Origin of the sequence: Pararhodospirillum photometricum DSM 122 (assembly GCF_000284415.1) — a bacterium.
In the GTDB taxonomy this organism is placed as follows: domain Bacteria; phylum Pseudomonadota; class Alphaproteobacteria; order Rhodospirillales; family Rhodospirillaceae; genus Pararhodospirillum; species Pararhodospirillum photometricum.
Genome location: NC_017059.1, coordinates 2,393,233 through 2,418,523 on the forward strand (window position 1 = coordinate 2,393,233; position 25,291 = coordinate 2,418,523).

17 protein-coding genes and 1 rRNA gene are annotated in these 25,291 nt (G+C 65.8%); 12 read left to right on the top strand and 6 right to left on the bottom strand.

The window, feature by feature from the left end; genetic code table 11:
• Window positions 1–62: 62 nt before the first annotated feature.
• Complete coding sequence (locus RSPPHO_RS10765; RefSeq protein WP_051013828.1) at window positions 63–2,777, bottom strand: CRISPR-associated helicase/endonuclease Cas3; 2,715 nt, start codon at window positions 2,775–2,777, stop codon at window positions 63–65.
• A gap of 1,026 nt (window positions 2,778–3,803) precedes the next feature.
• Between RSPPHO_RS10765 and RSPPHO_RS20545 the strand changes: the two genes are divergently transcribed.
• The 3 genes from RSPPHO_RS20545 (at window position 3,804) to RSPPHO_RS10775 (ending at window position 10,160) form a co-directional block, all read left to right on the top strand.
• A 16S ribosomal RNA gene (locus RSPPHO_RS20545) occupies window positions 3,804–4,830 on the top strand.
• Window positions 4,828–7,656, top strand: coding sequence for a beta strand repeat-containing protein (locus RSPPHO_RS18960; RefSeq protein ID WP_197535601.1), 2,829 nt, complete (start codon window positions 4,828–4,830; stop codon window positions 7,654–7,656). Before RSPPHO_RS20545 ends, RSPPHO_RS18960 begins: the two co-directional genes overlap by 3 nt.
• Window positions 7,657–8,087: 431 nt before the next feature.
• Window positions 8,088–10,160, top strand: a complete 2,073-nt coding sequence (locus RSPPHO_RS10775; RefSeq protein ID WP_014415277.1) for a methyl-accepting chemotaxis protein — start codon at window positions 8,088–8,090, stop codon at window positions 10,158–10,160.
• A 196-nt stretch (window positions 10,161–10,356) separates the two neighbouring features.
• On the opposite strand, the gene RSPPHO_RS10780 is transcribed toward RSPPHO_RS10775, so the two are convergent.
• The 3 genes from RSPPHO_RS10780 to RSPPHO_RS10785 are packed head-to-tail and all read right to left on the bottom strand — an operon-like array spanning window position 10,357 to window position 12,114.
• Window positions 10,357–11,493, bottom strand: coding sequence for a site-specific integrase (locus RSPPHO_RS10780; protein WP_051013831.1), 1,137 nt, complete (start codon window positions 11,491–11,493; stop codon window positions 10,357–10,359).
• Window positions 11,379–11,753: a helix-turn-helix domain-containing protein gene (locus RSPPHO_RS21975; protein ID WP_081581729.1), complete on the bottom strand. Its 375-nt coding sequence runs from the start codon at window positions 11,751–11,753 to the stop codon at window positions 11,379–11,381. The genes RSPPHO_RS10780 and RSPPHO_RS21975 overlap by 115 nt, the downstream gene beginning before the upstream one ends.
• A complete protein-coding gene (locus RSPPHO_RS10785) occupies window positions 11,746–12,114 on the bottom strand; it encodes a DUF4326 domain-containing protein (protein WP_041797201.1) in 369 nt (122 codons plus the stop codon). The genes RSPPHO_RS21975 and RSPPHO_RS10785 overlap by 8 nt, the downstream gene beginning before the upstream one ends.
• A gap of 362 nt (window positions 12,115–12,476) precedes the next feature.
• On the opposite strand from RSPPHO_RS10785, the gene rpmI reads away from it, so the two are divergent.
• The 7 genes from rpmI (at window position 12,477) to RSPPHO_RS10820 (ending at window position 20,578) form a co-directional block, all read left to right on the top strand.
• Window positions 12,477–12,674, top strand: coding sequence for a 50S ribosomal protein L35 (gene rpmI, locus RSPPHO_RS10790; protein WP_041795109.1), 198 nt, complete (start codon window positions 12,477–12,479; stop codon window positions 12,672–12,674).
• Between the two features lie 54 nt (window positions 12,675–12,728).
• A complete protein-coding gene (rplT, locus tag RSPPHO_RS10795; protein WP_014415279.1) occupies window positions 12,729–13,094 on the top strand; it encodes a 50S ribosomal protein L20 in 366 nt (121 codons plus the stop codon).
• 142 nt (window positions 13,095–13,236) lie between these two features.
• Window positions 13,237–14,316 (top strand): phenylalanine--tRNA ligase subunit alpha, encoded by a 1,080-nt coding sequence (gene pheS, locus RSPPHO_RS10800; RefSeq protein ID WP_041795111.1) that lies wholly within the window; start codon window positions 13,237–13,239, stop codon window positions 14,314–14,316.
• Window positions 14,313–16,913, top strand: coding sequence for a phenylalanine--tRNA ligase subunit beta (gene pheT / locus RSPPHO_RS10805; protein ID WP_081581730.1), 2,601 nt, complete (start codon window positions 14,313–14,315; stop codon window positions 16,911–16,913). The genes pheS and pheT overlap by 4 nt, the downstream gene beginning before the upstream one ends.
• A gap of 142 nt (window positions 16,914–17,055) precedes the next feature.
• Entirely contained in the window at window positions 17,056–18,228 is a 1,173-nt protein-coding gene (locus tag RSPPHO_RS10810) for a phosphoserine transaminase (protein ID WP_014415282.1), read from the top strand.
• Window positions 18,229–18,302: 74 nt separating this feature from the next.
• The gene (serA, locus tag RSPPHO_RS10815; RefSeq protein ID WP_041795114.1) at window positions 18,303–19,880 is read left to right on the top strand and encodes a phosphoglycerate dehydrogenase; all 1,578 of its coding nucleotides are present in this window, start codon (window positions 18,303–18,305) and stop codon (window positions 19,878–19,880) included.
• Window positions 19,881–19,954: 74 nt separating this feature from the next.
• Window positions 19,955–20,578 carry a LysE family translocator gene (locus tag RSPPHO_RS10820; protein ID WP_051014033.1) on the top strand — a complete coding sequence of 208 codons (624 nt, stop codon included), beginning with the start codon at window positions 19,955–19,957 and terminating at the stop codon, window positions 20,576–20,578.
• Between the two features lie 48 nt (window positions 20,579–20,626).
• Here the strand turns inward: RSPPHO_RS10820 and RSPPHO_RS17875 are convergent, their stop codons facing one another.
• Both RSPPHO_RS17875 and RSPPHO_RS10830 read right to left on the bottom strand, forming a co-directional pair.
• Window positions 20,627–21,745: a lysozyme inhibitor LprI family protein gene (locus RSPPHO_RS17875; RefSeq protein ID WP_051013833.1), complete on the bottom strand. Its 1,119-nt coding sequence runs from the start codon at window positions 21,743–21,745 to the stop codon at window positions 20,627–20,629.
• A gap of 81 nt (window positions 21,746–21,826) precedes the next feature.
• Window positions 21,827–23,077, bottom strand: coding sequence for a hypothetical protein (locus RSPPHO_RS10830; RefSeq protein ID WP_051013834.1), 1,251 nt, complete (start codon window positions 23,075–23,077; stop codon window positions 21,827–21,829).
• 163 nt (window positions 23,078–23,240) lie between these two features.
• On the opposite strand from RSPPHO_RS10830, the gene trhA reads away from it, so the two are divergent.
• Window positions 23,241–23,876, top strand: a complete 636-nt coding sequence (gene trhA / locus RSPPHO_RS10835) for a PAQR family membrane homeostasis protein TrhA (protein ID WP_014415287.1) — start codon at window positions 23,241–23,243, stop codon at window positions 23,874–23,876.
• A 181-nt stretch (window positions 23,877–24,057) separates the two neighbouring features.
• On the top strand, window positions 24,058–25,263 hold the full coding sequence (locus tag RSPPHO_RS10840; RefSeq protein WP_157879193.1) for a Rossmann-like domain-containing protein: 1,206 nt from the start codon (window positions 24,058–24,060) through the stop codon (window positions 25,261–25,263).
• The last annotated feature ends 28 nt before the right edge of the window (window positions 25,264–25,291 follow it).

Consider the following 25,291-nt stretch of genomic DNA (forward strand, 5'->3'; position numbering starts at 1 on the left):
GTTGGCAAGAAATAAAAAGGAAGGCTGGGGAGGCCGCGCCTCCCCAGCCTTCCTTTTCCCCTTCACTCTTCCCCAAAAGACGCTCCCCTTTCCCGACTATACCGAAGCCTCACCGGCCGCCCCCGGTCATCACGCGCCGAGGCGGACCACACGTCGTTGCCGTCCGGGTGCAGGAGCACGATCGGCATGTCCCGCTCCCAAGCCGGCCACGACGCCCGCAGGGCCGCCAGAGCCGGCAGCGGATCGGGATCGGCGGCAATCTGGTGAGCCCGCAGGGTAACCCGCGACAGGCGCCAGCCCATATCCTGCGGCGCCTCCGCAGGGGCGGGACACCAGGGGACCGGATGGCCATCCTCCAGGCGTGCCAGAACGACCGAAACCGTTGGCTCGCCCCAGCGGGTCATCACCCGCCGGTCGTCCTCCCAGGCCGAGACCCGGCGGTAGCCCTCGTGGCGCGGTAGAACCTGGGTCCGTGCCAGACTTTGATGGGCATAGGCCTTGCCTTGGGCTTCTTCGGCCGCCCGGGCCACGGCATCGGGGAGGGGGGCGGCTCGGGTTGCGTCATAAACAGCGTCGATCAGGGTCCGGGCGCGCTCGGGGAGGTCCAAGGCTCCCTCGGCCTCGAGGGTTTCCGCCGTGCGCCACAGGACGCCCAGGTCTTGGTAGACCGCTGCCGTTCCCGGGGGCAGGTGGCGGACCCAGGCGGCGGGATCGCTCCGCTCGGGCGCGATGACGTGCAGCACGGGCGCGCCGTGCCGCAGGGCGCGGAGGTGGCGCCACAAGCGGCCGGCCCGCTGGATCAGCAGGTCGATCGGGGCGAGGTCGGTGAAAAGGGCGTCGAAATCAAGATCAAGCGATTGCTCAACCACTTGGGTTGCGACCAGGATCTGTCCCCGGCGTTGCTCGGGCGTGCTCTCGCGGCCAAAGGTCTCCATCACCCGGCGCTCAATGTTCTGGCGATCGCCCAAGGCAAAGCGGGCGTGAAAGAGCCAGGGCTCAAGCCCAAGGGCGCGCAGGGCGGCATGGCTGGACAGGGCCTCGTCCACGGTGTTGCGCAGCAGTAAAACGGCTTGGCCCGCCCGGGCGGCGGCGGCGACCTGGGCGAGGGCTTGGTCGATGCTGTCCACGCGCTTCACGGGCAACCGTCGTATCCGCGCCGGCCAAGGGGGCGGAAAATCCGCCGTTTGGTGGTCTGCGCTGACCACGCCGGCCCGGGGGAAGCCTTCCGGGGGCGGGGGAGGGGGCTTGGGAGGGTGGGCGAACTTGGCGGCCAGCGCCTGTCCTGCGGCGCCGAAGCCGCGTGAGGCCGGACGTGGTGTGCTGGTCCCCCGGTGGAACGCCTCCTCCAAGGCTCGGCGCCTGTTCTGGGGGAGGGTGGCGGAAAGCAGCAAGGTGTGTCCGCCCTCGGCGGCGTGCGCTTCAATCAGGGCGATGATTTCCTCGCCCATGTAGGCGTCGTAGGCGTGGATTTCATCAAGGATTAGCACCTTGCCCAGCAGCCCCCAACGCCGCACGGCCGCGTGGCGCGCCGGCAAAATGGCGAGCAAGGCTTGGTCTAAGGTGCCGGCGCCGATATCGGCAAGAAAGCTGAGGCGCCGGTCTTCCCCGACCCAAGCCGCACACTGGGCTTCCGCCGAGATGTCCGCCACCGTGTCTCCCTCTGGCTTTTCCTGCCTCTTCTGGCTTGCTTCAAAGCCAAGCGCCGCTCCCCGGTTGAGAGCCGCGCGAAAGCCCGGGTGCATAGCTCTATCGCCGTGCGTTAGGGCCAACGACGGTGTGGTGTCGGGGGCAAAGAAGGCGCGTATCACCCGGGCCAAGCGATCAAACAACGCATTGGCGGTGGCCTGAGTCGGCAGGGCGAAGTACAGCCCCTGGGCACGTCCGCTGGCGATCAACCGATGGGCCAGCATCAAGGCGGCCTCGGTTTTGCCGCTCCCCGTCAGATCTTCCAAGACCACCAGGAGCGGTCCCTCGGGGAGGGCGACGTCCTGGGCCCAAGCCTGTAACGGCGTTGGCGGTTTGTCGATCCCCAGGTCGGTATAGCCCAGCCGCGCCGCCGAAAGGGCGGGCTGAAGCCCAGCGGCGGCCACCGCCTTTTGGGCCTGAGCTTGCGCCTTGGCCCAATAGGCCCCCCATGTCAGATCGGGGGCCGTGTACTCAAACCACGTTTGCGAGGATCCAAGCCAATCGCCCAGCGTGACCAAGCCGGCTAGCAGAAACGAGGCCGCCGTGGCTCGATCCTCACGCAGCACCGGGATCGGCCTTTGCGGCAGGGTTTGGAACACCCACCGGACAAACTCCGCCGCCACCTCTGAGGCTGCCGGAGGGAAAGCCATGGCAAGGCGTAAGGGGCTGAGATCATCGCTTTTGTGCGGCGGCTCCCCATGGTGTCCGAACGCCGCTCGCATCAAGGGGGCAAGGGACGTGGCCTCGCTCGGGGCCTTGGCCTGCCACCACAGCCACCCGGCCGTGTCGTGAGACGGGGACGGGGGACTGGCAGGCTGCCCCAGGCACGACGGCCACAGCGCCGGCACCTTGATTTGAAAAGGGGCCGAGAGCTTGCCGAGATCATGAACCGCCGCGCAACAAACCGCCACGGCTCTTGCTGTCTCGCGCTCCACCCCCAGGGTGGCGGCCCACAGCGCTTCCCGGCCTGGGTCGGCTTTCAGGAGGGCCTCGACGCATGCGGCGACATCTAGGGCATGATAAAGCGCCGGGTGAGCCCCGATCTTTCCCTTGGGCCGGGCCTTCCCCCAAAACTTTTTCCAATCCTCCATCCCCCACCCCCAACAGAAGAAAAAATAAGAAAAGGTATCTCTTAAAGACGTTGAGTATCGTACGTTTTCCGGTAATCCGCCCGTGCGGCTGCCAAAGTGAGGAAAGGGCGCCGAGATATCCGCTATGTTCACCCCTGTCACCCTGAAGGATGTGACCCGTCGCAACCGTAGCGTCGTGCCGTCGATCCGCCACTATAATGAGTGAGCAGGAAGGTCAAGAACAGGCCTCGCCTCGTTTGGTCTGGGCGAGGAGCTGCGCTAGCCTCGGTCGTCACGAAGATGCTCGCACCTTGTCGAACCGCCGCGTGGTGGTAAACTAAACAGCGTTCTTGGTGACGGCGACCCACTTCCAGGTCGCGAGTAGGCGAACTAGGCGGGCATGGCGTCGGGTGGCGTGCCACGCGCCCGACGCCAGCAGGGGAGCATCGGCAGCCGAATAAGCCTCATTTTATCGGTGTTTTTCGCTTGCGTGGGCGGCGTCACCCCCGTATAACCCGCCCTCCCGACGCACCGACAACGGCGCCGAGGGGTTTCGGGGGCAGGCTCCTCGGGTTTTGTAGCGGCTTTTTTCCCTTTGGGAACAACGGCCAAGCGGATCCGGGAAAAGGGCTTGACGCTGGAACGGGGCGGGGAGTAGTTTCCTTGCCTTCCGGGTTGACCGCCCGGGGCGCCTTGCTGGTTTTGGTCGGTGTGGCGGCCCTAAAAAAAGCGGTTGACACGGTGGGGCGGTGCTAGTAAAAACCGCCGCCTTGGTGACGACGAACGAAGCATCGGACGATGTGACGGTAGTCGAAACTAAGTGCTTAGTCAATATTGCCGGTTCGCCGGTCTGCTGTTTGACATTGTAAAAGAAAACGCGATCGAAAGAGATGGGCGGGCGGCTCTCGGGGAACCGGGGCTGTCGGAAGAGAGATCTTCCTCAACCGCTCATCTTGAGTAAGACGAAAAGAATATCGACTCGTTCGATACCTTTGAAGTTCTTATGGCCAAGTATAAGTGATTGAGAAAAGGCTCGGCTTTCGAGGTTAACTTGAGAGTTTGATCCTGGCTCAGGACGAACGCTGGCGGCAGGCCTAACACATGCAAGTCGAACGCATCCTTCGGGATGAGTGGCGCACGGGTGAGTAACACGTGGGAACGTACCTTGGAGTACGGAATAATCCTTGGAAACGAGGACTAATACCGTATACGCCCTTCGGGGGAAAGAATTTCGCTCCAAGATCGGCCCGCGTCCGATTAGCTAGTTGGCGGGGTAATGGCCCACCAAGGCGACGATCGGTAGCTGGTCTGAGAGGATGATCAGCCACACTGGGACTGAGACACGGCCCAGACTCCTACGGGAGGCAGCAGTGGGGAATATTGCGCAATGGGGGAAACCCTGACGCAGCCATGCCGCGTGAGTGAAGAAGGCCTTCGGGTTGTAAAGCTCTTTCGGGTGTGAAGATGATGACGGTAACACCAGAAGAAGCCCCGGCTAACTTCGTGCCAGCAGCCGCGGTAATACGAAGGGGGCAAGCGTTGTTCGGAATCACTGGGCGTAAAGAGCGCGTAGGCGGTTAGATCAGTCAGAGGTGAAAGCCCAGGGCTCAACCCTGGAAATGCCTTTGATACTGTCTAGCTTGAATCCGTGAGAGGGTGGTGGAATTCCCAGTGTAGAGGTGAAATTCGTAGATATTGGGAGGAACACCAGTGGCGAAGGCGGCCACCTGGCGCGGTATTGACGCTGAGGCGCGAAAGCGTGGGGAGCAAACAGGATTAGATACCCTGGTAGTCCACGCCGTAAACGATGAGTGCTAGATGTCGGGGTACATGTACCTCGGTGTCGCAGCTAACGCATGAAGCACTCCGCCTGGGGAGTACGGCCGCAAGGTTAAAACTCAAAGGAATTGACGGGGGCCCGCACAAGCTGTCGGTGTCGCAGGTGGCGGCGCTGACCACCAGCCAAGTGGCCGGTCTCAAGACCGACGCCTTGGCGGCACTCACCAGCAAGCAGATGGGGGCCTTGACCACGAGCCAACTCCAGGCCCTGGCTACCGATCAGATCGCCTCGTTGTCGGCGGCCGATGCCCGTGAACTGACCGGGACCCAACTGGGCGCCCTGACCACCGCCCAAAGTGCCGCTCTGGGCACCGCCGCGCTGGCCGGCTTGACCAGTACCCACATCAGTGGCCTGACCACGGCCCAGGTGGCGGCCTTGGGGACCGCGCAGATCCAGGCGCTGGGCACCACCCAGACCAGCGCCTTGTCTACCGCCCAGGTGGCGGCGCTGACCACCGCTCAGATGGGCGTCTTGACCACCACTGCCGTGGCCGGGCTGTCCAAGACCCTGGTGGGGGCTCTGACCACGGCGCAAGTCGCGAGCCTGGGGACCACCGCCCTGGTCGCCTTGTCCTCGGCTCAAGTGGCCGGCTTGGGCTCCGCCCAGGTGGCGGCCCTGACCACCGATCAGTTGAACAGCCTGAGCACAACGGACATGCGCGAGCTGACCGAAACCCAGGTTAAGGCCCTGAGCACGGCCCAGATCACCGCCTTGTCCTCGACCAACCTGGGGGCGCTGACGAGCCTCCAGAGCGCCGCCCTTGGCGCCACCCAGGTGGCGGCCCTGACCACCGACCAGTTGAACGCCCTGTCCACCCTTGATGTGCGCGAGCTGACCAACACCCAGGTGGCGGCCTTGGGCACTGCCCAACTGGCGGCTTTGTCCACGGCCAACGTGGTGGCGCTGTCCAGTGCCCAGGTGGCGGCCCTGACCACGGCCCAGGTTCAGGCGCTGACCACCGATCAGATCAACGCTCTCGGCACGGCCGATCTGGCCGAGTTGAGCAAGACCCAGGTCGGCGCCCTGTCTACGGCCCAGATCGCCGGGCTGGGCACCGCGACCCTGGCGGCCCTGACCAGCTCCCAAGTCTCTGGCCTGGGGACGGCCCAACTGGGCGCCCTGACCACCACCCAACTGGCCTCGCTGTCGGCCGCTGATGCCAGGGAGTTCGGCTCCAGCCAGATGGCGGCGCTGGGCACGGCCCAGGTAGCCAGCCTGAGTTCGGCCGCACTGGGCGGCCTGACCAAGACCCAGGTGGGGGGCCTGACCACGGCGCAGATCGCCGCGTTGGGCACCGCGCAGGTTGCGGGGCTCGGCTCGGCGCAGGTTGCGGCCCTGGGAGCCACCCAGGTTCAGGCCTTGTCCACCGACCAGTTGGGCGCCTTGGCCACCAGTGCCCTCGCGGCTCTGACGGCCACCCAAGTGGCCGCCCTGAGCACCACTCAGGTGGCGGGTCTGAGCACGGCCACCCTTTCGGCGCTCTCCAGCGCCCAGATGGGGGGGCTGACCTCGGGCCAGATCCAGGCTCTGTCCACCGCGCAGGTGAGTGCCCTGACGACGGCGGAAATCCGCGACCTGAGCGCCACCCAACTGGGACGCCTGACCACGGCCCAGGTAGCGGCGTTGAGTTCCACCGCGCTCTCGGGCTTGACCAAGACCCAGGTCGCAGGCTTGAGCACGGTTCAGATCGCGGCTTTGGGGTCGGACCAGATCCAGTCCCTGGGGACGGCGCAGATGTCCGCCCTTAGCGAGACCCAGGTGAAGGCCTTGACCACCGCACAAGTGGCGGCCCTGGGCACGGTCGGGGTGGCCGGGTTGTCCAAGACCCAGGTCGGCGCGCTGGCCGCCACCCAGATGGGGAGCCTGGGGACGGCCGCCCTCTCGGCCCTGACTTCGGCCCAGGTGGCCGGCCTGGGGTCGGCGCAAATGGCGGGTCTGACCACCGACCAGCTCAACAGCCTGAGCACGGCAGATATTCGCGAACTGAGCGTGACCCAGATTGCGGCTCTGACCACGGCCCAGCTCTCGGCCCTGTCCACGGCCAACCTTTCGGCCCTGACCTCGGCCCAGAGCGCCGGCCTGACCACGGCCCAGATCCGGGCCCTGGCGTCCGACCAGATCAACGCCTTGAGCACGGCGGACATTGCCGAGCTGACCAAGACCCAGGTTGCTGCCCTGAGCACCGATCAGCTCTCGAGCTTGTCCACAACCAACCTTGCGGCGCTGTCCAGTAGCCAGATGGCGGGCCTCGCGACCGGGCAGGTGGGAGCCCTGACCACGGCCCAACTGTCGGCGCTGTCAAGCACCGACCTTCGGGAATGGAGCGCGACCCAGGTGGGCGCCCTGAGCACGGCCCAGGTGAGCGGTTTGACCTCAGCGGCGCTTGCGTCCTTGACCAAGACTCAGGTTGCCGGCCTCAGCGCCGCCCAGCTTGGCGCGTTGGGCACGGATCAGGTCCAGGGCTTGGGCACCGCTCAGATCAGCGCCCTGTCTACGCTTCAGATCCGCGGGTTGACCACGGCTCAGATGGGGGCTCTGGCCACCAGCACCGTGGCGGCGCTGACGGCAACCCAGGTTGCGGCCTTGAGCACCAGTCAGGTGGCGGGGCTGGGGACCACCGTTTTGTCGGCCTTCTCCAGCGCCCAGGTGGGGGCCCTGTCCACCGCCCAGGTGCAGGCCTTGACGACCACCCAACTCGCCGGCCTGACCACGGCCGACGTGGCGGAGTTGTCCAAGACCCAGGTTGGAGCCTTGACCACGACCCAAATCGCCGGTCTGGCCACCCGGGCCCTGTCGGCGCTCTCCAGCACCCAAGTCGCGGCGTTCGGCTCTGCCCAAATCCAGGCCCTGAGCACCGATCAGTTGAGCAGCCTGTCCACCAACGATATCCGTGAGCTGACCACCGCCCAGGTCACGGCCCTTGCCACCGCCCAGCTCGCGGGTCTTTCCACGGCCCATCTGGCCGCCCTGAGCACCGCGCAGGCCAACGCCCTGACGTCGGGCCAAGTGGCGGCGTTGACCACGGCGCAGCTCAATGCTTGGTTGTCTGCGCTGAGTTGAGGGGGAGCCTCGGGGGAAGGGGCGCAGACGCTCTTCCCTCGGGGGGCTGAGGCCAAAAAAGCGGCACCTCTCGTCGGGGGTGCCGCTTTTTTTTGAGGGAGCCGCCTCTGGAGCGCTGCCGCCCTCACACTCTCACCGGGAGGCGGCGGGCTTGGTTTCAAGCGGCAAAACTTGGTTGACGGCGGGTCAAAAAACCCCAAAAAGTGAAAAGAAGCGCGCGTTTGAAGACGCAGGTTGGCATCGCGCACTCCAGAGTTTTTAGAGTCTTTCCGATCAGGGGGTGCGGTAATTTGTTAGTTTTTGTTGGGTTCTGCTAATCAAATTTAATCAGTATTTAGCTTTTCGGACCACTTGAGAGGCTGTTACCCTGCCGATGTGGGCTTGGCCTCAGAAAAAAGCCAAAGATACGCCACAGACAGGAGGCTAGGAAAGTGACTGGACTCTTTATATCCATTCGCGCCCGTATCGCCCTGCCTCTCCTCGCTGTAACGCTGCTGGGTCTTGGCGGACTGGTCGCTCTGGTCAGTCACGTTCAGTTTAACAGCGAGGAAAGCCATGCTCTCGCCCTGATGCGCGGTGAGGCGCAGGGCCAGGCGCAAAACGTGGCGCGCGAGATTGATCAAGCCGTGACCACGGCGCGCACCAATGCCCGCTGGATGGCCTCTTTCTTGTCCGCGGGTTCCCTTGACCGCGCTGCCCTGGGCCAGGCCATGCGCAGCGTTCTTGCGGCCAATCCAGGCATCACCGGCGTTTATTATGGCCTGGAACCCAATGCCGATGGCCAGGACGAGCGCTATGCCGGAACCCCTTTGGGCGATGCGCAAGGCCGGTTGCTGCTGTATGCCTTTCGGAACGGCAGCAGCATCGGGTTGGAAACCACACCGCTGACCGGCGATCCCGCCGAGCAGGCTTGGTATTACCGGCCGATCCACGAAAACCGCGAGGCCATTACCCCCCCCTATCTCTTCGAGGTGGAGGGGGTGAGCAAACTCATGACCACCGTGGTGGTGCCCGTGGTGGCGAAGGACCGTCCCGTGGGGGTGGCCACCTGCGATCTTGACCTTCGGGAAGTTCAGGCCACCCTGGCCGCCTTGCATCCTCTGGGGACCGGCTTTGCCAGCTTGGTGTCGGCCGATGGCCAATGGGTGGCCCATCCCGACCCCCAGCGCTTGGGCAAGCCGGTGGACGAGCCCTGGGTCCAGACCTTGCTTCAGGGGTTGGCGGCAGGGCAGGGGGGGGAAGCGGCTTATGTCGATCCCGCCACCGGGCAGGCCCGCCAAGCGGTCATGGTGCCGGTACGCTTCGGCCGGGCGCCCGAGACCTGGGGGTTCATCATCAGTGTGCCGCAGGAGACCATTCTGGCCCAGGCCATCGCAACCCGCACCACCCTTTTGGGAGTCGCATCGGGGCTGACTTTGGTCGTGTGTGTCCTGGCCCTAGGGATCGGACAGGCTTTGTCGCGTCCGATCCGCGCCCTGACCACCGCCATGTCTCGGCTGGCCCAAGGCGATACCACGGTGGAGATCCCCTTGGTCGGGCGTCGGGACGAACTGGGGGCGATGGGACAGGCCGTTCAGGTCTTCAAGGAAAACGCTCTTGCCATGGACGCCCTGCGGGCCCGGGAGCAAGAGATCAAAGCGCGCGCCGATGCTGAAAAGCGCCACCTGACCTTGGAGATGGCCCAGTCCTTTGAAACAGGGGTGGGCGGGTTGATTCGAACGCTGGGCGAGGCGGCCGGCGCCATGGATCGGGTGGCCCGCGGACTGGCTCAAACCGCCTCCTCGGTCAGTGATGACTCGGAGCAGGTGCTGGACTCGGCTCAGGAAACCTCGGCCAATGTCCAGACCGTGGCCTCGGCTACCGAGCAACTCACCGCGTCCATCGGCGAGATCGCCGGGCAGGTCGAGCGGGCGCGCGGTATCGCCGAGGAAGCCGCCGCCCAGGCCGAAGCCAACCAGACCCTCATGGGCCGCCTGGATGGCGCTACGGCCCGGATCGACGAGGTGGTGCGCCTGATTGAACAGATCGCGGGCCAAACCAACCTGCTTGCCCTGAATGCCACCATCGAGGCAGCCCGGGCCGGTGAGGCGGGCAAGGGGTTTGCCGTCGTCGCCGGCGAGGTCAAGGCCCTGGCCGGCCAGACCGCCCGCGCCACCAGCGAAATCGCCCAGCAGGTCGGGGGTGTCCAGGAGGCCACCCGCGAGGCCGTGGCCGCTATTGGCGCGATTACCGAAACGATCTGCGTGATTCGCGAGATTGCCGCCCAGATCGCTGGGGCCGTCCAGCAGCAAAGCGCCGCGACCCAGGAGATTTCGCGCAGCGTGCAGCAAGCCGCCTGCGGCACCGAAACCCTGACCCAGGGCATCGCCCTGGTCAGGACGTCGGTCAGCCGGACCGGCCAGGATTCGCAAGAGGTTCTGGCCGCCGCTCAATCCTTGTTGCGCGAGGCCGAGGGGCTCAACAAGAGGGTGGACGACTTTCTCGGGGTGCTGCGCGCCGCTTGAACCGGGCGTGCCGATTGGCGCCGGCCAGAGAAGGTCAGGCTGGGGAGGCGGGCCTCCCCAGCCCCCTCCTTTCCAGGGGTGTTCGTTCGATGTCTCGCCCTTGCCTTTTGCCTCGAAACATCTTACGGTCCGCCGGTGCCGTCGTCGCCGGGGCGTAGCTCAGCCAGGTAGAGCGCCAGCTTTGGGACTTTGCTGCCTAAGCCAGTTTCTTCTTATCAATCAACGCGTTGTTTGTTGGCCCGGGAATGGCTTCGGGAGTTTTTCGGGACAAGGCAGCCTCTAGCCCCCGGCGCAGCTCATCATCCGTGATGTGGGCATAGCGAGCGGTCATTGTGATTGTGGTGTGATCCAAGAGTTCTTGAGCGAGCTTAAGGTTCCCCGTCGCCCGCACAATCCGGCTTGCGGCGGTGTGCCTTAAATCGTGGAATCGGAAATCGTCAATTCCCGCAGCCTCAAGCGCCGCTGCCCAGGCCTTGCGCCACCCGTCGCGAGTAAACGGCACGCGGTCCCCTCGGCACCGGTCTCCCCGCTGCTTTTTAGCCTCGTAAGTGAAGACGTAAGTTGAGTGCTTTCCCAGTTCTCCCGCGATAACCGCGAGAACGTCGGTCGGGATCGGCTTTGCGACCCTGCGCCCTGGTCGGCCCGCCGATCCTTTATTGACGAAAAAAWTGCGAGCATTCGGCAGGTCAACGTCGGCCCATGTTAGCCCCCGCAGGCCGGCGCAGCGAATGCCGAGCCGCATGGCTGTGTAGACCAGTGGGTGGTAGTCGCTCCTGAGTGCTGCGAATAGGCGCTTTTCTTCGTCTTCCGACAGCTCCCGCACTCTTTCGTCGGAAACAGGGAGGAGATGGCTCGCCCAATCCGGCATCGCGCCGACGTCGGCCTTCCAGACGCGCGCGGCTCGACGCCAAATGCGCCGGAGCAATTCCACATCGGCGTTCACTCGGCGGGCTGAGACCGTTTCGGTGCCCCTCCCCCTTTTAAGGGCGCCCCGGCGTTGAGCAACAAGGCTGGCCACCTTGGCATCGTCAATGTCAGACATGAATGTTGATGGGCCGAGCAGCTTTATTAGTCGGGCCATATCCCTAAAATCGTCACCAGCGACAGGCTTGTGCTCTGAAACTTCTTGGTAATAACGAGCAAAACACTGATCAATAGTGATTTTCGGTCTCTCGCCTAGCAGGAGAGATCGTCTTGCGATCTCCCTTTCCCGCGCTTCTACCTCCCTGGCGGCCGTTTTGCTCTCTGTCTTAGTAGATCCGTGAAAACGACGGCCCCTGAGGACGAAGTCGAAGTGCCAGAATTTCGAGCCCTGTGGCTTGTAGAGCGACATGTGCCGCCTCCATTTTTCTGCTCACGCTCTCGCTCCGCCAGCACGCGAAGCGCCTGCTCGAAGGCCCGAAGGTCGGCCTCTGAGCATCGGCGGGTCCGTCGCCCAAAAAGCATATACGGCAGATCGCCCTTGTCCATGTGGTGCGTCACCGTGCTCCGATCTATTCGGTACATCGAGGCGATTTGCTCGACGGAGTAAAGACGCTCCCCCGCCACGGTGCGGGGGGTGTCGCTCTCGTTTTCACCGCATGACTCAGTCATTCGTCACGTCCTTCCCGATCGGAGAATTAGCGATCTCCAACAGAACGTCGGCATGACACGGTTGGTCCAGTGGGCACCAACAGGCAAGATTTCTGCCGCGAAGCCCGGGAATGAGCTCTTGGAACCACCATTGAGCAAGCACCATTTCGCGGTAGGCCTGGACGGCGGTGGCGGCATCTGAGACGGGCCACACGCTCCAGAAATCAACGTTACGGCGCCAATCTGGGTGATCAACCGCTCGGCTGGGATCGACCACAAAATGGTTCCCCCATATCGTCGGTCGCCCAACGTAGACCGTGTCCGGCGGCATGCGCCAGCCCTTGGCGCGGAGGCGCTGGATCCTGGCGGGGCGGTCAGTCATTTTTCGCCCTCGGCAATGGCGCTCCCACCATTGAAAACCCCCCTCATCGCTCTTAAAGATACGCAAGACGGCTTCGATCACGTCATTCACGAGCTTTCTGCTGGCGCCATGAACCGCTCTTGCCGCCAGACGGGCCGCTATGGGGCAAGACGATATCGACGMTYTGTTCCACGCGTTCTGGACAGGCCTTGCACCGAAAGGGCCGGACCTGTATAACCCCTCGTCCCCAAGGAAATCCGGGCGGCACGGCGGTGGGCTTTTGGGTTGCCAAAGCCCCGGGCATGCCTAGCCGTCCCTCCAGACCCTGCGCGGCCCGTCGATCGGCGGTCCCAACAGGATCGGCTCCAGAGAAGGAACCTGAAATGCCCAAAATGAAGACCAAGAGCGCGGTGAAGAAGCGCTTCAGCCTCACCGGTACCGGCAAGGTCCGCGTCAAGGTCGGCTACAAGAGCCACCTGCTGTCCAACAAGGGCACGAAGATGAAGCGCCAGGCGCGCGGCACCTTCATTCTGTGCGACGCCGACGAAAAGATCATCAAGAAGTACATGCCTTACGGTTGAGCCGCTGGCTTGCTGTGATGATCTGACGACCCCGCGACAGAAGGAAGTTCTCGCATGTCCCGCGCGACAAACGCCAAAACCAATCACGCCCGCCACAAGAAAATTCTTGATCTGGCCAAGGGCTATCGTGGCCGTAACTCGACCAACTACCGCATTGCGATTGAAAAGGTCGAGAAGGGTCTGCAATACGCCTACCGCGACCGCCGCAACAAGAAGCGCGAGTTCCGCGCCCTGTGGATCCAGCGTATCAACGCCGGCGCCCGCCTGCACGGCCTGACCTACAGCCGTTTCATGGACGGCCTCAACAAGGCCGGCATCGAGCTGGACCGCAAGATCCTGGCCGATCTCGCCGTGCGCGAGCCCGAGGCGTTTGCCGCCCTGGTCAGCCAAGCCCAAGCGGCGCTCCAGGACGCGGCCTGATGCCCGGGCCCGCCCGACCCAGCGGTCGGGGATCCGGGCCCTGACGGCATATCGACAGGTGAAAATGCGGGGGCCGCCGGCCGGGCGGGACCCCGCATTTTTTTTGTTTTCCTCTTCGCGCGACCACTCCGGGACGAGACACATGGACACCCCCGACACCGACCTGCGCGCTTCCCTGCTCGCGGCCATCGCGGCCGCCGACTCCCTGGAGGCCCTGGAGGCGCTGCGCGTCTCTGCCCTGGGCAAGAAGGGGCAGGTCACTTCCTTGATGAAGACCCTGGGCGGCATGGACCCCGAGACCCGCAAGACCGCCGGTCAGGCCCTCAACGCCTTGAAAGACGAGATCGCCGCCGCCCTCGACGCCCGCAAGGCCACCTTGGCCGATGCCGCCCTCTCTGAACGCCTCGCCCGCGAGCGCGTCGATGTGACCTTGGCGCCGCGCGACGAGCCCGACGGCGCCTTGCACCCCATCAGCCAGACCTGGGAAGAAGTGGTGGCCATCTTCGCCCAGATGGGCTTCGCGGTGGCCGAGGGCCCGGAGATCGAAGACGATTTCCATAACTTCACCGCCCTCAACTTCCCGCCCGGCCACCCGGCGCGCGATATGCACGATACCTTCTTCCTGCCCCGGCGGGCCGACGGCACCCGGCATCTGCTGCGCACCCATACCTCGCCGGTGCAGATCCGCACCATGCTGGGCCAGAAGCCGCCGATCCGCATTCTGGCCCCGGGGCGCACCTATCGCTGCGACTCCGATATGACGCACACGCCGATGTTCCACCAGTTCGAAGGACTGGTGATCGACAAGGCCACCCACTTCGGCCACCTCAAGGGCTGCCTGTCCGAGTTCGTCGAGGCCTACTTCGAGGTCGAGGCGGTGCCCATGCGCTTTCGCCCCAGCTTCTTCCCCTTCACCGAACCCTCGGCCGAGGTGGACATCGGCTGCTCGCGCAAGGGCGGCGAGCTGCGCATCGGTGCCGGCGACGATTGGCTGGAAATCCTGGGCTGCGGCATGGTCCACCCCAACGTCCTGCGGGCCTGCGGCCTGGATCCCGAGGAATACCAGGGCTTTGCCTTCGGCATGGGCCTGGAGCGCATCGCCATGCTGAAATACGGCATCCCCGACCTGCGCACCTTCTTCGAGTCCGACCTGCGCTGGCTGCGCCACTACGGCTTCGCCTCGCTTGATGTTCCCACCGTGCAAGGAGGGCTGTCCCGATGAAGTTCACCCTTGGCTGGCTGCGCGAGCACCTGGAGACCGACGCCCCGGTCCAGGCGGTGGCCGAGCGCCTGACCGCCCTGGGCCTGGAGGTGGAAGGCGTCGAGGATCCCGCCGCGCCCCTCGCCCCCTTTGTGGTTGGCCATATTCTTGAGGCCGGCCCCCATCCCGACGCCGACCGCCTCAAGCTCTGCAAAGTGGACTCGGGCACGGGGCTCCTGCAAATCGTCTGCGGCGCCCCCAACGCCCGCACCGGCCTCAAGGTCGCCCTCGCTTTGCCCGGCACCGTCATCCCGGCCACCGGCGACAAGCTCAAGACCGGCAAGATCCGGGGCATCGAAAGCCAGGGCATGATGTGCTCGACCCGGGAGCTGGGTCTTGGCGACGAACACGGCGGCATTTTGGAACTGCCCCTGGACGCCCCCACCGGCGCGCCGTTGCTCTCGGTGCTGGCCGTCGATCCCGTCATCGAGATCGCCGTTACCCCCAACCGCGCCGATGCCCTGGGCGTGCGCGGCATCGCCCGCGATCTGGCGGCCAGCGGCCTTGGCCGGCTCAAGCCCGACCCGGTCCAGCCGATCCCCGGGCGCTTTCCTTGCCCGATCGGCGTCACCATCGCCGCGGACACCCAAGAAAGCGGCGGCTGCTCGATGTTCGTTGGCCGCCTGATTCGCGGCGTGCGTAATGGCGAAAGCCCGGACTGGCTCAAGGCCCGGCTCACCGCCGTTGGCCTGCGCCCGATCAGCGCCTTGGTGGACATCACCAACCTGATCTCGCTCGACCGCGCCCGCCCGCTGCACGTCTTCGACGCCGACCGCCTCCACGGCGGCATCACCGCCCGCTTTGGTCGCGAGGGCGAGGAGGTTCTGGCTCTGGATGGTGAGACCTACCGCCTGTCGCCCTCCATGGTGGTCATCGCCGATGACGCCCACGCGCTCGGCATCGCCGGCGTCATGGGCGGCGAAGGCAGCGGCTGCACCGCCGAAACCGTCAACGTCTTCGTCGAGTCGGCCTATTTCGCCCCCGAGCGCATCGCCGCCACCGGCCGCGCCCTGGGCCTGGACTCGGATGCGCGCTACCGCTTCGAGCGCGGTGTGGATCCCGAAAGCGCCGTGATGGGCGCCGAGCTGGCCACCCGCCTGATCCTCGATCTGTGCGGCGGCGAGCCCTCCGACCTCGTCATCGCCGGCGCTCCCCCGGCCTGGACCCGCACCATCGCCCTGCGTCCCGAACGCGTCGGCCGCCTGGGCGGCGTCGAGATTGCCCGCTCGGCCATGGTTCGTATGCTCGAAGCCCTGGGCTGCACCGTCGAAGACCAGGGCACCCCGGTACTGGCCGTGTCGCCGCCGTCCTGGCGCATCGACCTCCACGGCGAACACGATCTGGTGGAAGAAGTGATCCGCCTGCATGGCTTCGACGCCGTGCCGGCCGTTCCGTTGCCCCGCCCGGTCCAGCCGCGCCCGGTCCTCACCGCCGCCCAGCGCCGCACCCTGGCGGTCAAGCGCCGCCTCGCCACCCGGGGGCTCTACGAAGCCGTCACGTGGTCCTTCCTGCCCGCCGCCTGGGCCGAGGCCTTTGGCGGCGGCCAAGAGGCCCTGCGCCTCGCCAACCCGATCAGCGCCGACCTTGATGTCATGCGCCCCTCGGGCCTGCCCAACCTGATCGCCGCCATCGGCCGCAACGCCGCACGCGGCACCCCCGACCTCGGCCTGTTCGAGATCGGCCCGCGCTTCCATGGCGGGGAACCGGGCGAGCAGACCCTGGTCGCGGCTGTCGTGCGCGGCGGCAACCGCGTCGGGCGCCACTGGAGCGGCCCAGCCCGTCCCGTGGACGCCTTCGACGCCAAGGCCGACGTCCTGGCCGCCCTCGACGCGGCCGGCGTGCCGGTGGGCAACCTCCAGGTCACGACCGACGCCCCGGTGTGGTTCCACCCGGGCCGCTCCGGCCAACTGCGCCTGGGCCCCAAGGTTCTGGCCACCTTCGGCGAGGTCCACCCCAAGGTTCTTGAGATCTTGGATGTCAAAGGCCCAGTGGTCGGCGCCGAAATCGACCTAGACGCCCTGCCCCTGCCCAAGGCCCGGCCCACCCGGACCCGCCCGGCCCTGACTCTGTCCCCGTTCCAGCCCCTGGGCCGCGACTTCGCCTTCGTCGTGGACGCCACCGTCCCCGCCGACGCCGTTGTCCGCGCCGCCCGCGCTGCCGACAAGGCCCTGATCGTCGATGCCCGCCTGTTCGACGTGTATCAGGGCGACCGTCTGGAAGCCGGCAAGAAGTCCTTGGCTCTGGCTGTGACGTTGCAGCCCACGGACCATACCTTGTCGGATGCCGAGATTGAGGCCGTTTCGACCAAGATTCACAACTCTAATTTGCTTGTCACCCGAGGGCAGGCCGTGCGCCGGGGCCAGGAAATCGCCCGCGTTGGGGCAACGGGGGGAGTGGCCCGACCCCAGTTGCATTTCGAAGTGCGCAAAAATGGCAAGCCCGTCGATCCCATGCCCTACCTGCGCGGCCAAAAAGTAGCCATGCTGGGCAGCTTTTTGAGACTCCCAAAGGAACGAGGGGTCTGGGGAGGCCGCGCCTCCCCAGTCTTGCTTTTTTGAAGCGAAGGCCGGGGAGGCGCGGCCTCCCCAGACCCCTCACGTCTCTTTTCTTGACCTGATCCAGAGGACGGCCCTATCACTGCGACGGGCCACGATCCCCCAACGGGTCGCGACCCTTCTGTGAGGAAGGGAGTCCTTATCCATGTCCGACGTGCAGAAGCCGGCCCAGCGGCCGGCCAATCCGAACTTTTCCTCGGGCCCGTGCGCCAAGCGTCCCGGCTGGACGCCGGCGGCGCTGGCCAACGCCCTGGTGGGCCGCTCGCACCGCGCCAAGCCCGGCAAAGCCCGGCTGGCCGAGGTGCTGACCCTGAGCCGCACCCTGCTGGGGCTGCCGGCTGACTATCGCATCGCTATCGTCGCCGCCTCCGATACGGGTGCGGTCGAAATGGCCCTGTGGTCCCTGCTGGGTCCGCGCGGCGTGGACATGCTGGCCTGGGAAAGCTTCGGCTCCGGCTGGGTGACCGATGTGGTCAAGCAACTCAAGCTGCCGGACGTGCGCAAGTTCGAGGCTCCCTACGGTGCGTTGCCCGACCTCTCCCAGGTCGATTGCGACCGCGACGTGGTCTTTACCTGGAACGGCACGACCTCGGGCGTGTGCGTGCCCAATGGCGACTGGATCAAGAGCGATCGCGCCGGCCTCACGATTTGTGACGCCACCTCGGCCGCGTTCGCCATGGACCTGCCCTGGGACAAGCTCGACGTGGTGACCTACTCCTGGCAGAAGGTCCTGGGCGGCGAGGCGCAGCACGGCATTTTGATTCTGTCGCCGCGCGCCGTCGAGCGCCTGGAGAGCTACACCCCGGCGTGGCCCATGCCCAAGCTGTTCCGCATGACCAAGGGCGGCAAGCTGGTGGAAGGAATCTTCCAGGGCGAGACCATCAACACGCCGTCCATGCTGGTGGTTGAGGACGCCCTCGACGGCCTTAAGTGGGCCGAGCAGGTTGGCGGGCTCAAGGGCTTGATCGAACGCACCCAGGCCAACTTGGCCGTGGTGTCCGAGTGGGTGGCGCGCACGCCGTGGGTGGACTTCCTGGCCAAGGACGCGGCCTTCCGCTCCTCCACCTCCATCTGCCTGACGGTGGTTGCCGACTGGTTCACCCAGTTGTCGGCCGACGATCAGGCCAAGGCGGCCAAGCGCATCGTCTCCTTGCTTGATGCCGAGGGCGTGGCCTACGACATCGGCGCTTACCGCGACGCGCCGGCCGGTCTGCGTCTGTGGGGCGGCGCCACCGTTGAGACCAGCGACATGGCGGCCTTGCTGCCCTGGCTCGACTGGGCCGAGGCCACCGTTCGCGCCGAGTTCGCCAAGGCTTAAGGCCATCCGGGGGATCCGGCGGGACTTCCCGGCCGGATCCTCGCTTGCCTAATCGTCACGAGGAGGAGGGGCGCATGCCCAAGGTTCTGGTCAGCGACAAGCTGAGCCCGACCGCGGTGGGGATTTTTACCGATCGCGGCATCGACGTTGACGTCAAGATTGGCCTGAAGCCCGACGAACTGATTTCGATTATTGGCAATTACGATGGCCTCGCCATCCGCTCCGAGACCAAGGTCACGGCCCAGGTCCTCGAAGCCGCGACCAACTTGAAGGTGGTCGGTCGCGCCGGCATCGGCGTGGACAACGTGGATATCCCCGCCGCCACCCAGCGCGGCGTCGTGGTGATGAACACGCCCTACGGCAACGCCATCACCACCGCCGAGCACACCATCGCCATGATGTTTGCGCTCGCCCGCCAGATTCCCCAGGCCAATGCCTCCACCCACGCCGGCAAGTGGGRAAAGAGCCGCTTCATGGGCGTGGAGCTGTTCAACAAGGTTCTGGGCCTGATCGGCTGCGGCAACATCGGCTCCATCGTTGCCGAGCGCGCCGTGGCTCTGCGCATGCGCGTCATCGCCTTCGACCCCTACCTGTCGCCCGAGCGCGCCTTGGCCCTGGGCGTGGAAAAGGTCGAACTCGACGATCTGATCGCGCGCGCCGACATTATTACCCTGCACACCCCTCTGACCGACAAGACCCGCGGCATCCTCAATGCCGATGCCATCGCCCGCATGAAGCGCGGCGTGCGCATCATCAACTGTGCGCGCGGCGGTCTGGTCGATGAGGCGGCCCTCAAGGAGGCCCTGGAAAGCGGTCAGGTCGCCGGGGCGGCTCTGGACGTGTTCACCCAGGAGCCGGCCAAGGAAAACCCGCTGTTTGGCCTCGACAATGTCGTGTGTACCCCTCACCTCGGCGCCTCCACCAACGAGGCCCAGGAAAACGTCGCCCTCCAGGTGGCCGAGCAGATCAGCGACTACCTGCTGACCGGCGCCGTGACCAACGCCCTTAACATGGCTGCCGTCACGGCCGAGGAAGCCCCGCGCCTGCGCCCCTACATGAAGTTGTGCGAACACCTGGGCGGGTTTACCGGCCAGATTACCGAGAGCAGCCTCAAGTCGGTACAGATCGAGTACCTGGGCGATGTGGCCGACCTGAACACCAAGCCGCTGACCGCCGTGGTGCTTCAGGGCGTGCTGTCGCCTTTGCTGGACTCGGTCAACATGGTCAACGCCCCGGTGATCGCGCGCGAGCGTAACATCGAGGTCAAGGAGACCAAGAGCGAAAGCTGCAACAACTATCATAGCTTGATCCGGGTTCAGGTCACGACCGAGCGTCAGGTGCGCAGCGTCGAAGGCTCGCTGTTCGGCGGCGCCCTGCCGCGTCTGGTGCGCATCAACGACATCCCGGTCGAGGCCGAGTTGGCGCCGAACATGCTTTACGTCGTCAACGAGGATCAGCCCGGCTTTATTGGTCGTCTGGGCTCGGTGCTGGGCGACGCGGGCATCAACATTGCCTCGTTCCATTTGGGGCGGGAGACGGTTGGCGGGCGGGCCATTTGCTTGGTGCAGGTCGATGGGCCGGTGCCGGCGGCCGTTCTTGAGGCGGTTTCGGCGTTGCCGCATGTTGTGATGGTCAAGGCTTTGAGCTTCTAAGCCTTTATAGCAAAGAGGAAGGCTGGGGAGGCTTGCCTCCCCACGACCCCTCCATGAAGGGGGCGGGGGCGATTATGAGTGTGATGGAGGCCGTTTGGACTTTGGGGTCCATTGGGGTGGTGCAGTTGTTGGCGGTGATTTCGCCGGGGCCGAGCTTTCTTATTGTGGCGCGCACGGCGGTCGCGCGGTCGCGTACTGAGGGAGCGAAGATTGCCGTGGGGTTGGCGGCGGGGACCGTGGTGTGGTCCACTGGAGCGTTGGTGGGGCTGACCTCGTTGTTTCATGCCGTGCCGGTGGCGTTTACGATCATGAAGGTGCTGGGCGCCTTGTTCTTGCTGTGGATCGCCTTCCAGACCTTCCGTCATGCCGCCCAGCCCCTGGATCTGGAGCCCTCGACCGAGCGCGGTGTCGAGAATCCCTTCGTGAAGGGCTTTCTCACCCAGATCGCTAACCCAAAGGTCGCGGTGTTCTTCGGCTCGATCTTTATCGCCCTGCTGCCCGCCGCGCCGCCCCTGTGGATGAGCGTCGCCCTGGTCGCCATCGTTTCTTTCAACGAACTCTGGTGGTACTCCCTGGTCGCCCTGGGCTGCGGCTCGGGCCCGGTGCGCACCCTCTATCTCAAGGCCAAGACTACTGTGGACCGCGTTACCGGCCTTTTCCTCGGCGCCCTCGGCCTCAAACTCCTCGCCGACGCCTAAAAAAGCCGAGGGGTCTGGGGAGGCCGCGCCTCCCCGGCCTTGTTTCTTTTACTTCCCCAAACACGCATCAAACGCCGCCGCCGTGGCCAGGGCCTGCCCCGGATCCAGGGTCTGGAACGTCTTGGCCCCTGGTTGGGCAATGACCTTCAGATAACACCGCTCCGCCTGAGTGGCCCCCGGCAGGGTGATAAAGCTAGCGGCGTCCTCGCCGATCTCCACGCTGATCAAGGTTTCACCCCCGCCGTTCAGGGGATGGCGCACGGTGGCGGTCGCTGCGCAGCACGCCGCACAGTCAGGCAACTCAAGGGCAGCAGCGTTATCGTCCTGGGCGGCCCGCACGCCCATCAAGGAGAGCAGGGAGAGCGGCGTCAGGGCCAGCTCAAGGCGCACGCTGTCGCCCTCGCGGGTGGCGGTGTCGATGCCGCCGTTGCAGCGATCGCCGCCGCCGCGCAGGATTTCGGCTTGGAGCATCACCTCGCCCTGGGCCCCTGGGGTTTGCCGCAGGGCGGCCACGCTGCTGAAGGACCCGGTGCCGCCGCCGTCATACTGGGCCAAGATCAGATCGCGGCCATCGGCCAGCCGGCCCAAGGGCAGGTAGCTGAACCAAGCCCAGGTGGGTCCCCAGGGCGTGCCTTCGCTGCTGACGACATCGCTCTCCTCAAACACCGGGTTCTGGACATTCCCCTGGGCGCAGGCCTTGAGGGGAAGGGGGGCGGAGCTGCCATCGCCAAAACCGGGCAGGGCGGCGGCCACGCACAGCGGATGCAAGGGATGGGGCGGGGCCGCCGTGGGGGGAACCTCGGCCCCCAGGGCGGCGAGGCGGGCGTCGTAAACCCGGGCGAGGCAAGGCGCGGCCTGCCAGAGCTGGGCAAGAGGGATGTCGGCGGGCGACGCGGCCTTGGGAAGAGGGCAAGCCGTATCGCGAGCTTTCAACCAAGCCCGTTGCTCCGCCTGGAGCGCCTTGGCCTGCTCCGGGGCGGCGGTGGCGCGCTTGGCCTTGTAGGCCTCGGTCAGGGCCGTATCGCGCGACGCCAAGCCGCCATCGGCGCAGACCAGCATTTCGGCGGGAGTCTTGGCCTCCAGGCAGTCAAAACCGGGCGTGGCCGCCAGGGCCGGCAGGCTGACCAGGGGAAGGCCCAGAGCCAGGGCCAAGAGAGCTTTGCGCATGGTTATCCTCACAAGAGAAGCGAACCCCAAGGACCCGAGGGGTCTGGGGAGGCCGCGCCTCCCCGGCCTTCCCTTCCCAGGTCATCGGCTCCCCACAGTAAGAGCCTGCCCGGTGAACGGGTTCCAGCGGGTGGCGGCCAGAACCGCCCAGGCCGTCGCGCCCAGATGAGGAATCTTATAATAAAAAAAATCAGCCGTCGTGCTCGCCGGCCCCAAGGCCAGACCGGTGGAAAGGCGCTCCTCCGGGGTGGCCCACAGATACCCGGTGGGACTGATCTGCGCGGCAACGCTCGCCATCTCGGCGTTCGCCGGCCGGCCGCGGACGGCGAGGGCGAGGGCGGCCTGGGCGGTACCCTCGGTCCACAAGCCGGCACGGTCGTTGTTGAAGGCGTAGCCGCCGGGGACACCGTGGGCGGTGCGGGCGTAGTCGAGAGCCCGCGCCCAGGCGGGTGGGGCCTCGGGCAGGAGTTGGGCCCAGAGTTGGGCATCAAGGCCCGAACTGCCGGTGTTGGGGGTGACGCCATCCGGGGTGGTGCCGGTGAGGAAGTGGCCCGAGGGCTCGTCCCACAGGGCTTGCACGAAAGCCCGGGCGTGATCGCGGCCCTTGGCCCAGGGGCCGGGCGCGCCGACGGCCAGCAGGCGGCGGAACAGGGCTTCGGCGTCGATGGCGTGTTCGGTCGATTTCCAGGTGAGGCGTTGGGCCCCCTGGTCGTTGCCGTGCACACCGCCGGTGAAGCCGCCGGGACCTTTGGTGTCTTGGGTGTGGGTCATGATCCACTGGCCGAGTTGGGCGGCGGCGGCGGTGAAGCCGGGGTCGTGGGTGGCCTCGCCCAGGGCGACCAGGGCGAGGCCGGCCCAGGCAACGTTGCCGGTGGCCGTGCCCACTTGGGTGTCGTCCTCCAGCCACGCCTGACGGGTGGCATCCCACCAGCCATGCGGTGGCGGGGTCTCGGGCTGGGGGCCGGCGCGGTAGGCATTGCGCAGGCGTCCCAAGGGCGGGGCGACGCGGTCGCTTACGGTGGCCCGGCGCAAGGCTTCGCCCACCCGGCGCGCCTCGGGCACCGCATCGCAGGCGAGCAGGGCCAGGACGGCCAGGGCGTTATCGTAGGTGAAGGCCGCGCCGGCCAGGGCGGGGTCGGCCGGAGGGGGATCGTAGCTGGGCAGCAACACGGCCGGGCCCTCGAGAGCGGCGACGCGGCCGGTGAGGGTGTCGCAGCCCCGGGATTTCAGGAGGGGGACGGGGTCGGGCGTGGCCGCGGCGGCAACCGGCGCCTGGGCAAGAAGGCCGGCGGACACCAAGAAGAGTCCCCCGAGGGCGTGTCGCAGGCGCATGGTTTTCCTCACTTTTTTTTGCGGTCCTTTCCCCCATGGTTTGGGATCGAGTCTATGGTAAACTATATTACTGGGAAAAGGGATCCCGGGCGTGGTCGCGGTTCTTCAAAGGGACGGGTAAGGCCGGGATCATCTGAACGACGTCCTCGAAAGGAGGTCTGTCATGGAAACGCAGTATACAACGGCCGAGCGCTGGATGGACGGGATTGTCCATGTGGTCGGTGTTTCTCTAGCTCTTGTCGCGATTGTGGTTTTGCTCTCGCTGGTGATTCCTACAGGAAATTCCCTTTTAGTTGTCGCGGCTAGTATTTATGCCTTGGGACTGATGGCCACCTTTGGATTCTCGGCCGCATATAACATAAGCATGTCGCCACGGTGGAAGGACCTGCTGAGGCGCTTCGATCACGCCGCGATTTATCTCATGATCGCCGGGACCTACACGCCCCTTGCCATGATCAGTGTGGGAGGGGTGGTGGGCTACGCCCTGTTAAGCGTGGTGTGGACCATCGCCCTGATCGGTTTGGTGCTGAAACTGTCGTGGCCTGATCGCTTCGAGCGGTTGTCCTTGGTCCTTTATCTGGCCTTGGGCTGGCTTGGACTGGCCGCTGCCGGATCCATTATTGCCGCGTTGCCCGTGGCGGCCCTGGTCTTGCTGTTGATTGGCGGCCTGATGTACACCACCGGGGTGATTTTTCATCTCTGGACTCGCCTTAGCTTTCATAAAGCCATTTGGCATGGGTTTGTTCTGACAGCGGCGGTTTGCCACTATGCCGCTGTCTTGGAGTCGATCCTCCCTTAGAGTCTGGATGGGATCGAAGGGTCTGGGGAGGCCGTGCCTCCCCGGCCTTTTCTTGCCGGGATAGAAGACCGGGGAGGCGCGTCCTTGATTCGCCGCCGCTCTGCCGTCATGATTGCCTTTTGTTGGGGCAGAGTGTCCCAGCCTGCCCAGGAGAGGGCAGGGCTGTGAGGGAGGGGCTGCCATGTTCGAGCCGATCAAGGCTCCCTGGATTCGGGCCGGGGTGCTCCTCCATGAACCGGGCATGCCCGTTGAGGACGTTCTGGAGGCGTTTGTCGGTGCGTTGCGCGAGCGCGGCTTCAAGGTGGCCGGCGCCGTTCAGCGTGAGCGCGACGGGGTGATCCAGGTTGCCGATCTGGCCAGCGGGACCGTGTCCGTCGCCGAAACACCCTCCCACGCCCTGCGCCTCGCCGGGGGCAGTCTGCGCCGCGCCCTGCGCGACGACGTGGATCTGGTGGTCCTTAGTCCCTTCAATGCCTTTGAAAGCGCAGTGCGCGAGATGATGGCTACCTTGGAGGAGGGAGCGGGGCAGCAGGGGATGCCGGTGCTGACCACCCTGTCGGGGGGTGACGTGCAGCGCTGGTTGGAGGTGGCCGGCTCACGCGGGACCCTTTTACTGCCCACGCCGCGCGCCTTGTGGCAGTGGTGGGGGCCCGAGCGGCTGTATGATGATCTTTCTTTGGGGGTGGCCCAGGACGAGGTGCGGCGCATTGTGTGCGGGCCGCGCTGGTTGATGATCGAGGGGCCGGCCGGGGTGGGCTTGGCCCATCTTTCGGGAGCGTCGCGCGACCTGCAAGGGCGGCTCGACGAGTTGCGCCGGCGTTCCTTGCGTCAGTTGGCCGAGTTGTACCGCTCCTGGGACCCGCTGGACATGGCCGTCGCGGTGGCGGCTCTCAACGCCCATGTCAATCGCGTTGACCTGGAGACCTTGCCCGGCAACGGGACTGAAAGCTTGCGCGGCGAGGCGGGGCGGGTGGTCGTGGTGGGGGCTTTCCCGGGCTTGGCCGATACCGTGCCCCATCCTCAAGTGATTGAGGCCAATCCCCGGCCCGGCGAATTTCCCCCCTCAGCCATGGAGTCCCTCTTGCCCGGCTGTGCGCGGGCGGTGGTGGCCTCGTCGAGTCTTCTCAATCGCACGCTGCCGCGCGTCCTGCGCTTGGCCCAAGGCGCCCGTGTTGCCTTGATTGGGCCGGGAACGCCGCTGTCGCCGCGCCTGCATGCCTATGGGGTGGAGCGGATGGGGGGGCTGATCGTGCGTGATGCCGATGGCTTGGCGGCGGCCTTGCGGGCGGGGGCGCTGCCCCGGGAGTTCGTGCGCTTTGGCGACTATCGCCATCTCCAGGCCGAGCCGCCGGCCGAGGAACGAAGTTACCGCTTTCGGGCCGTGTAACCGAGGGGGCGGGGGAGGACGAGCCTCC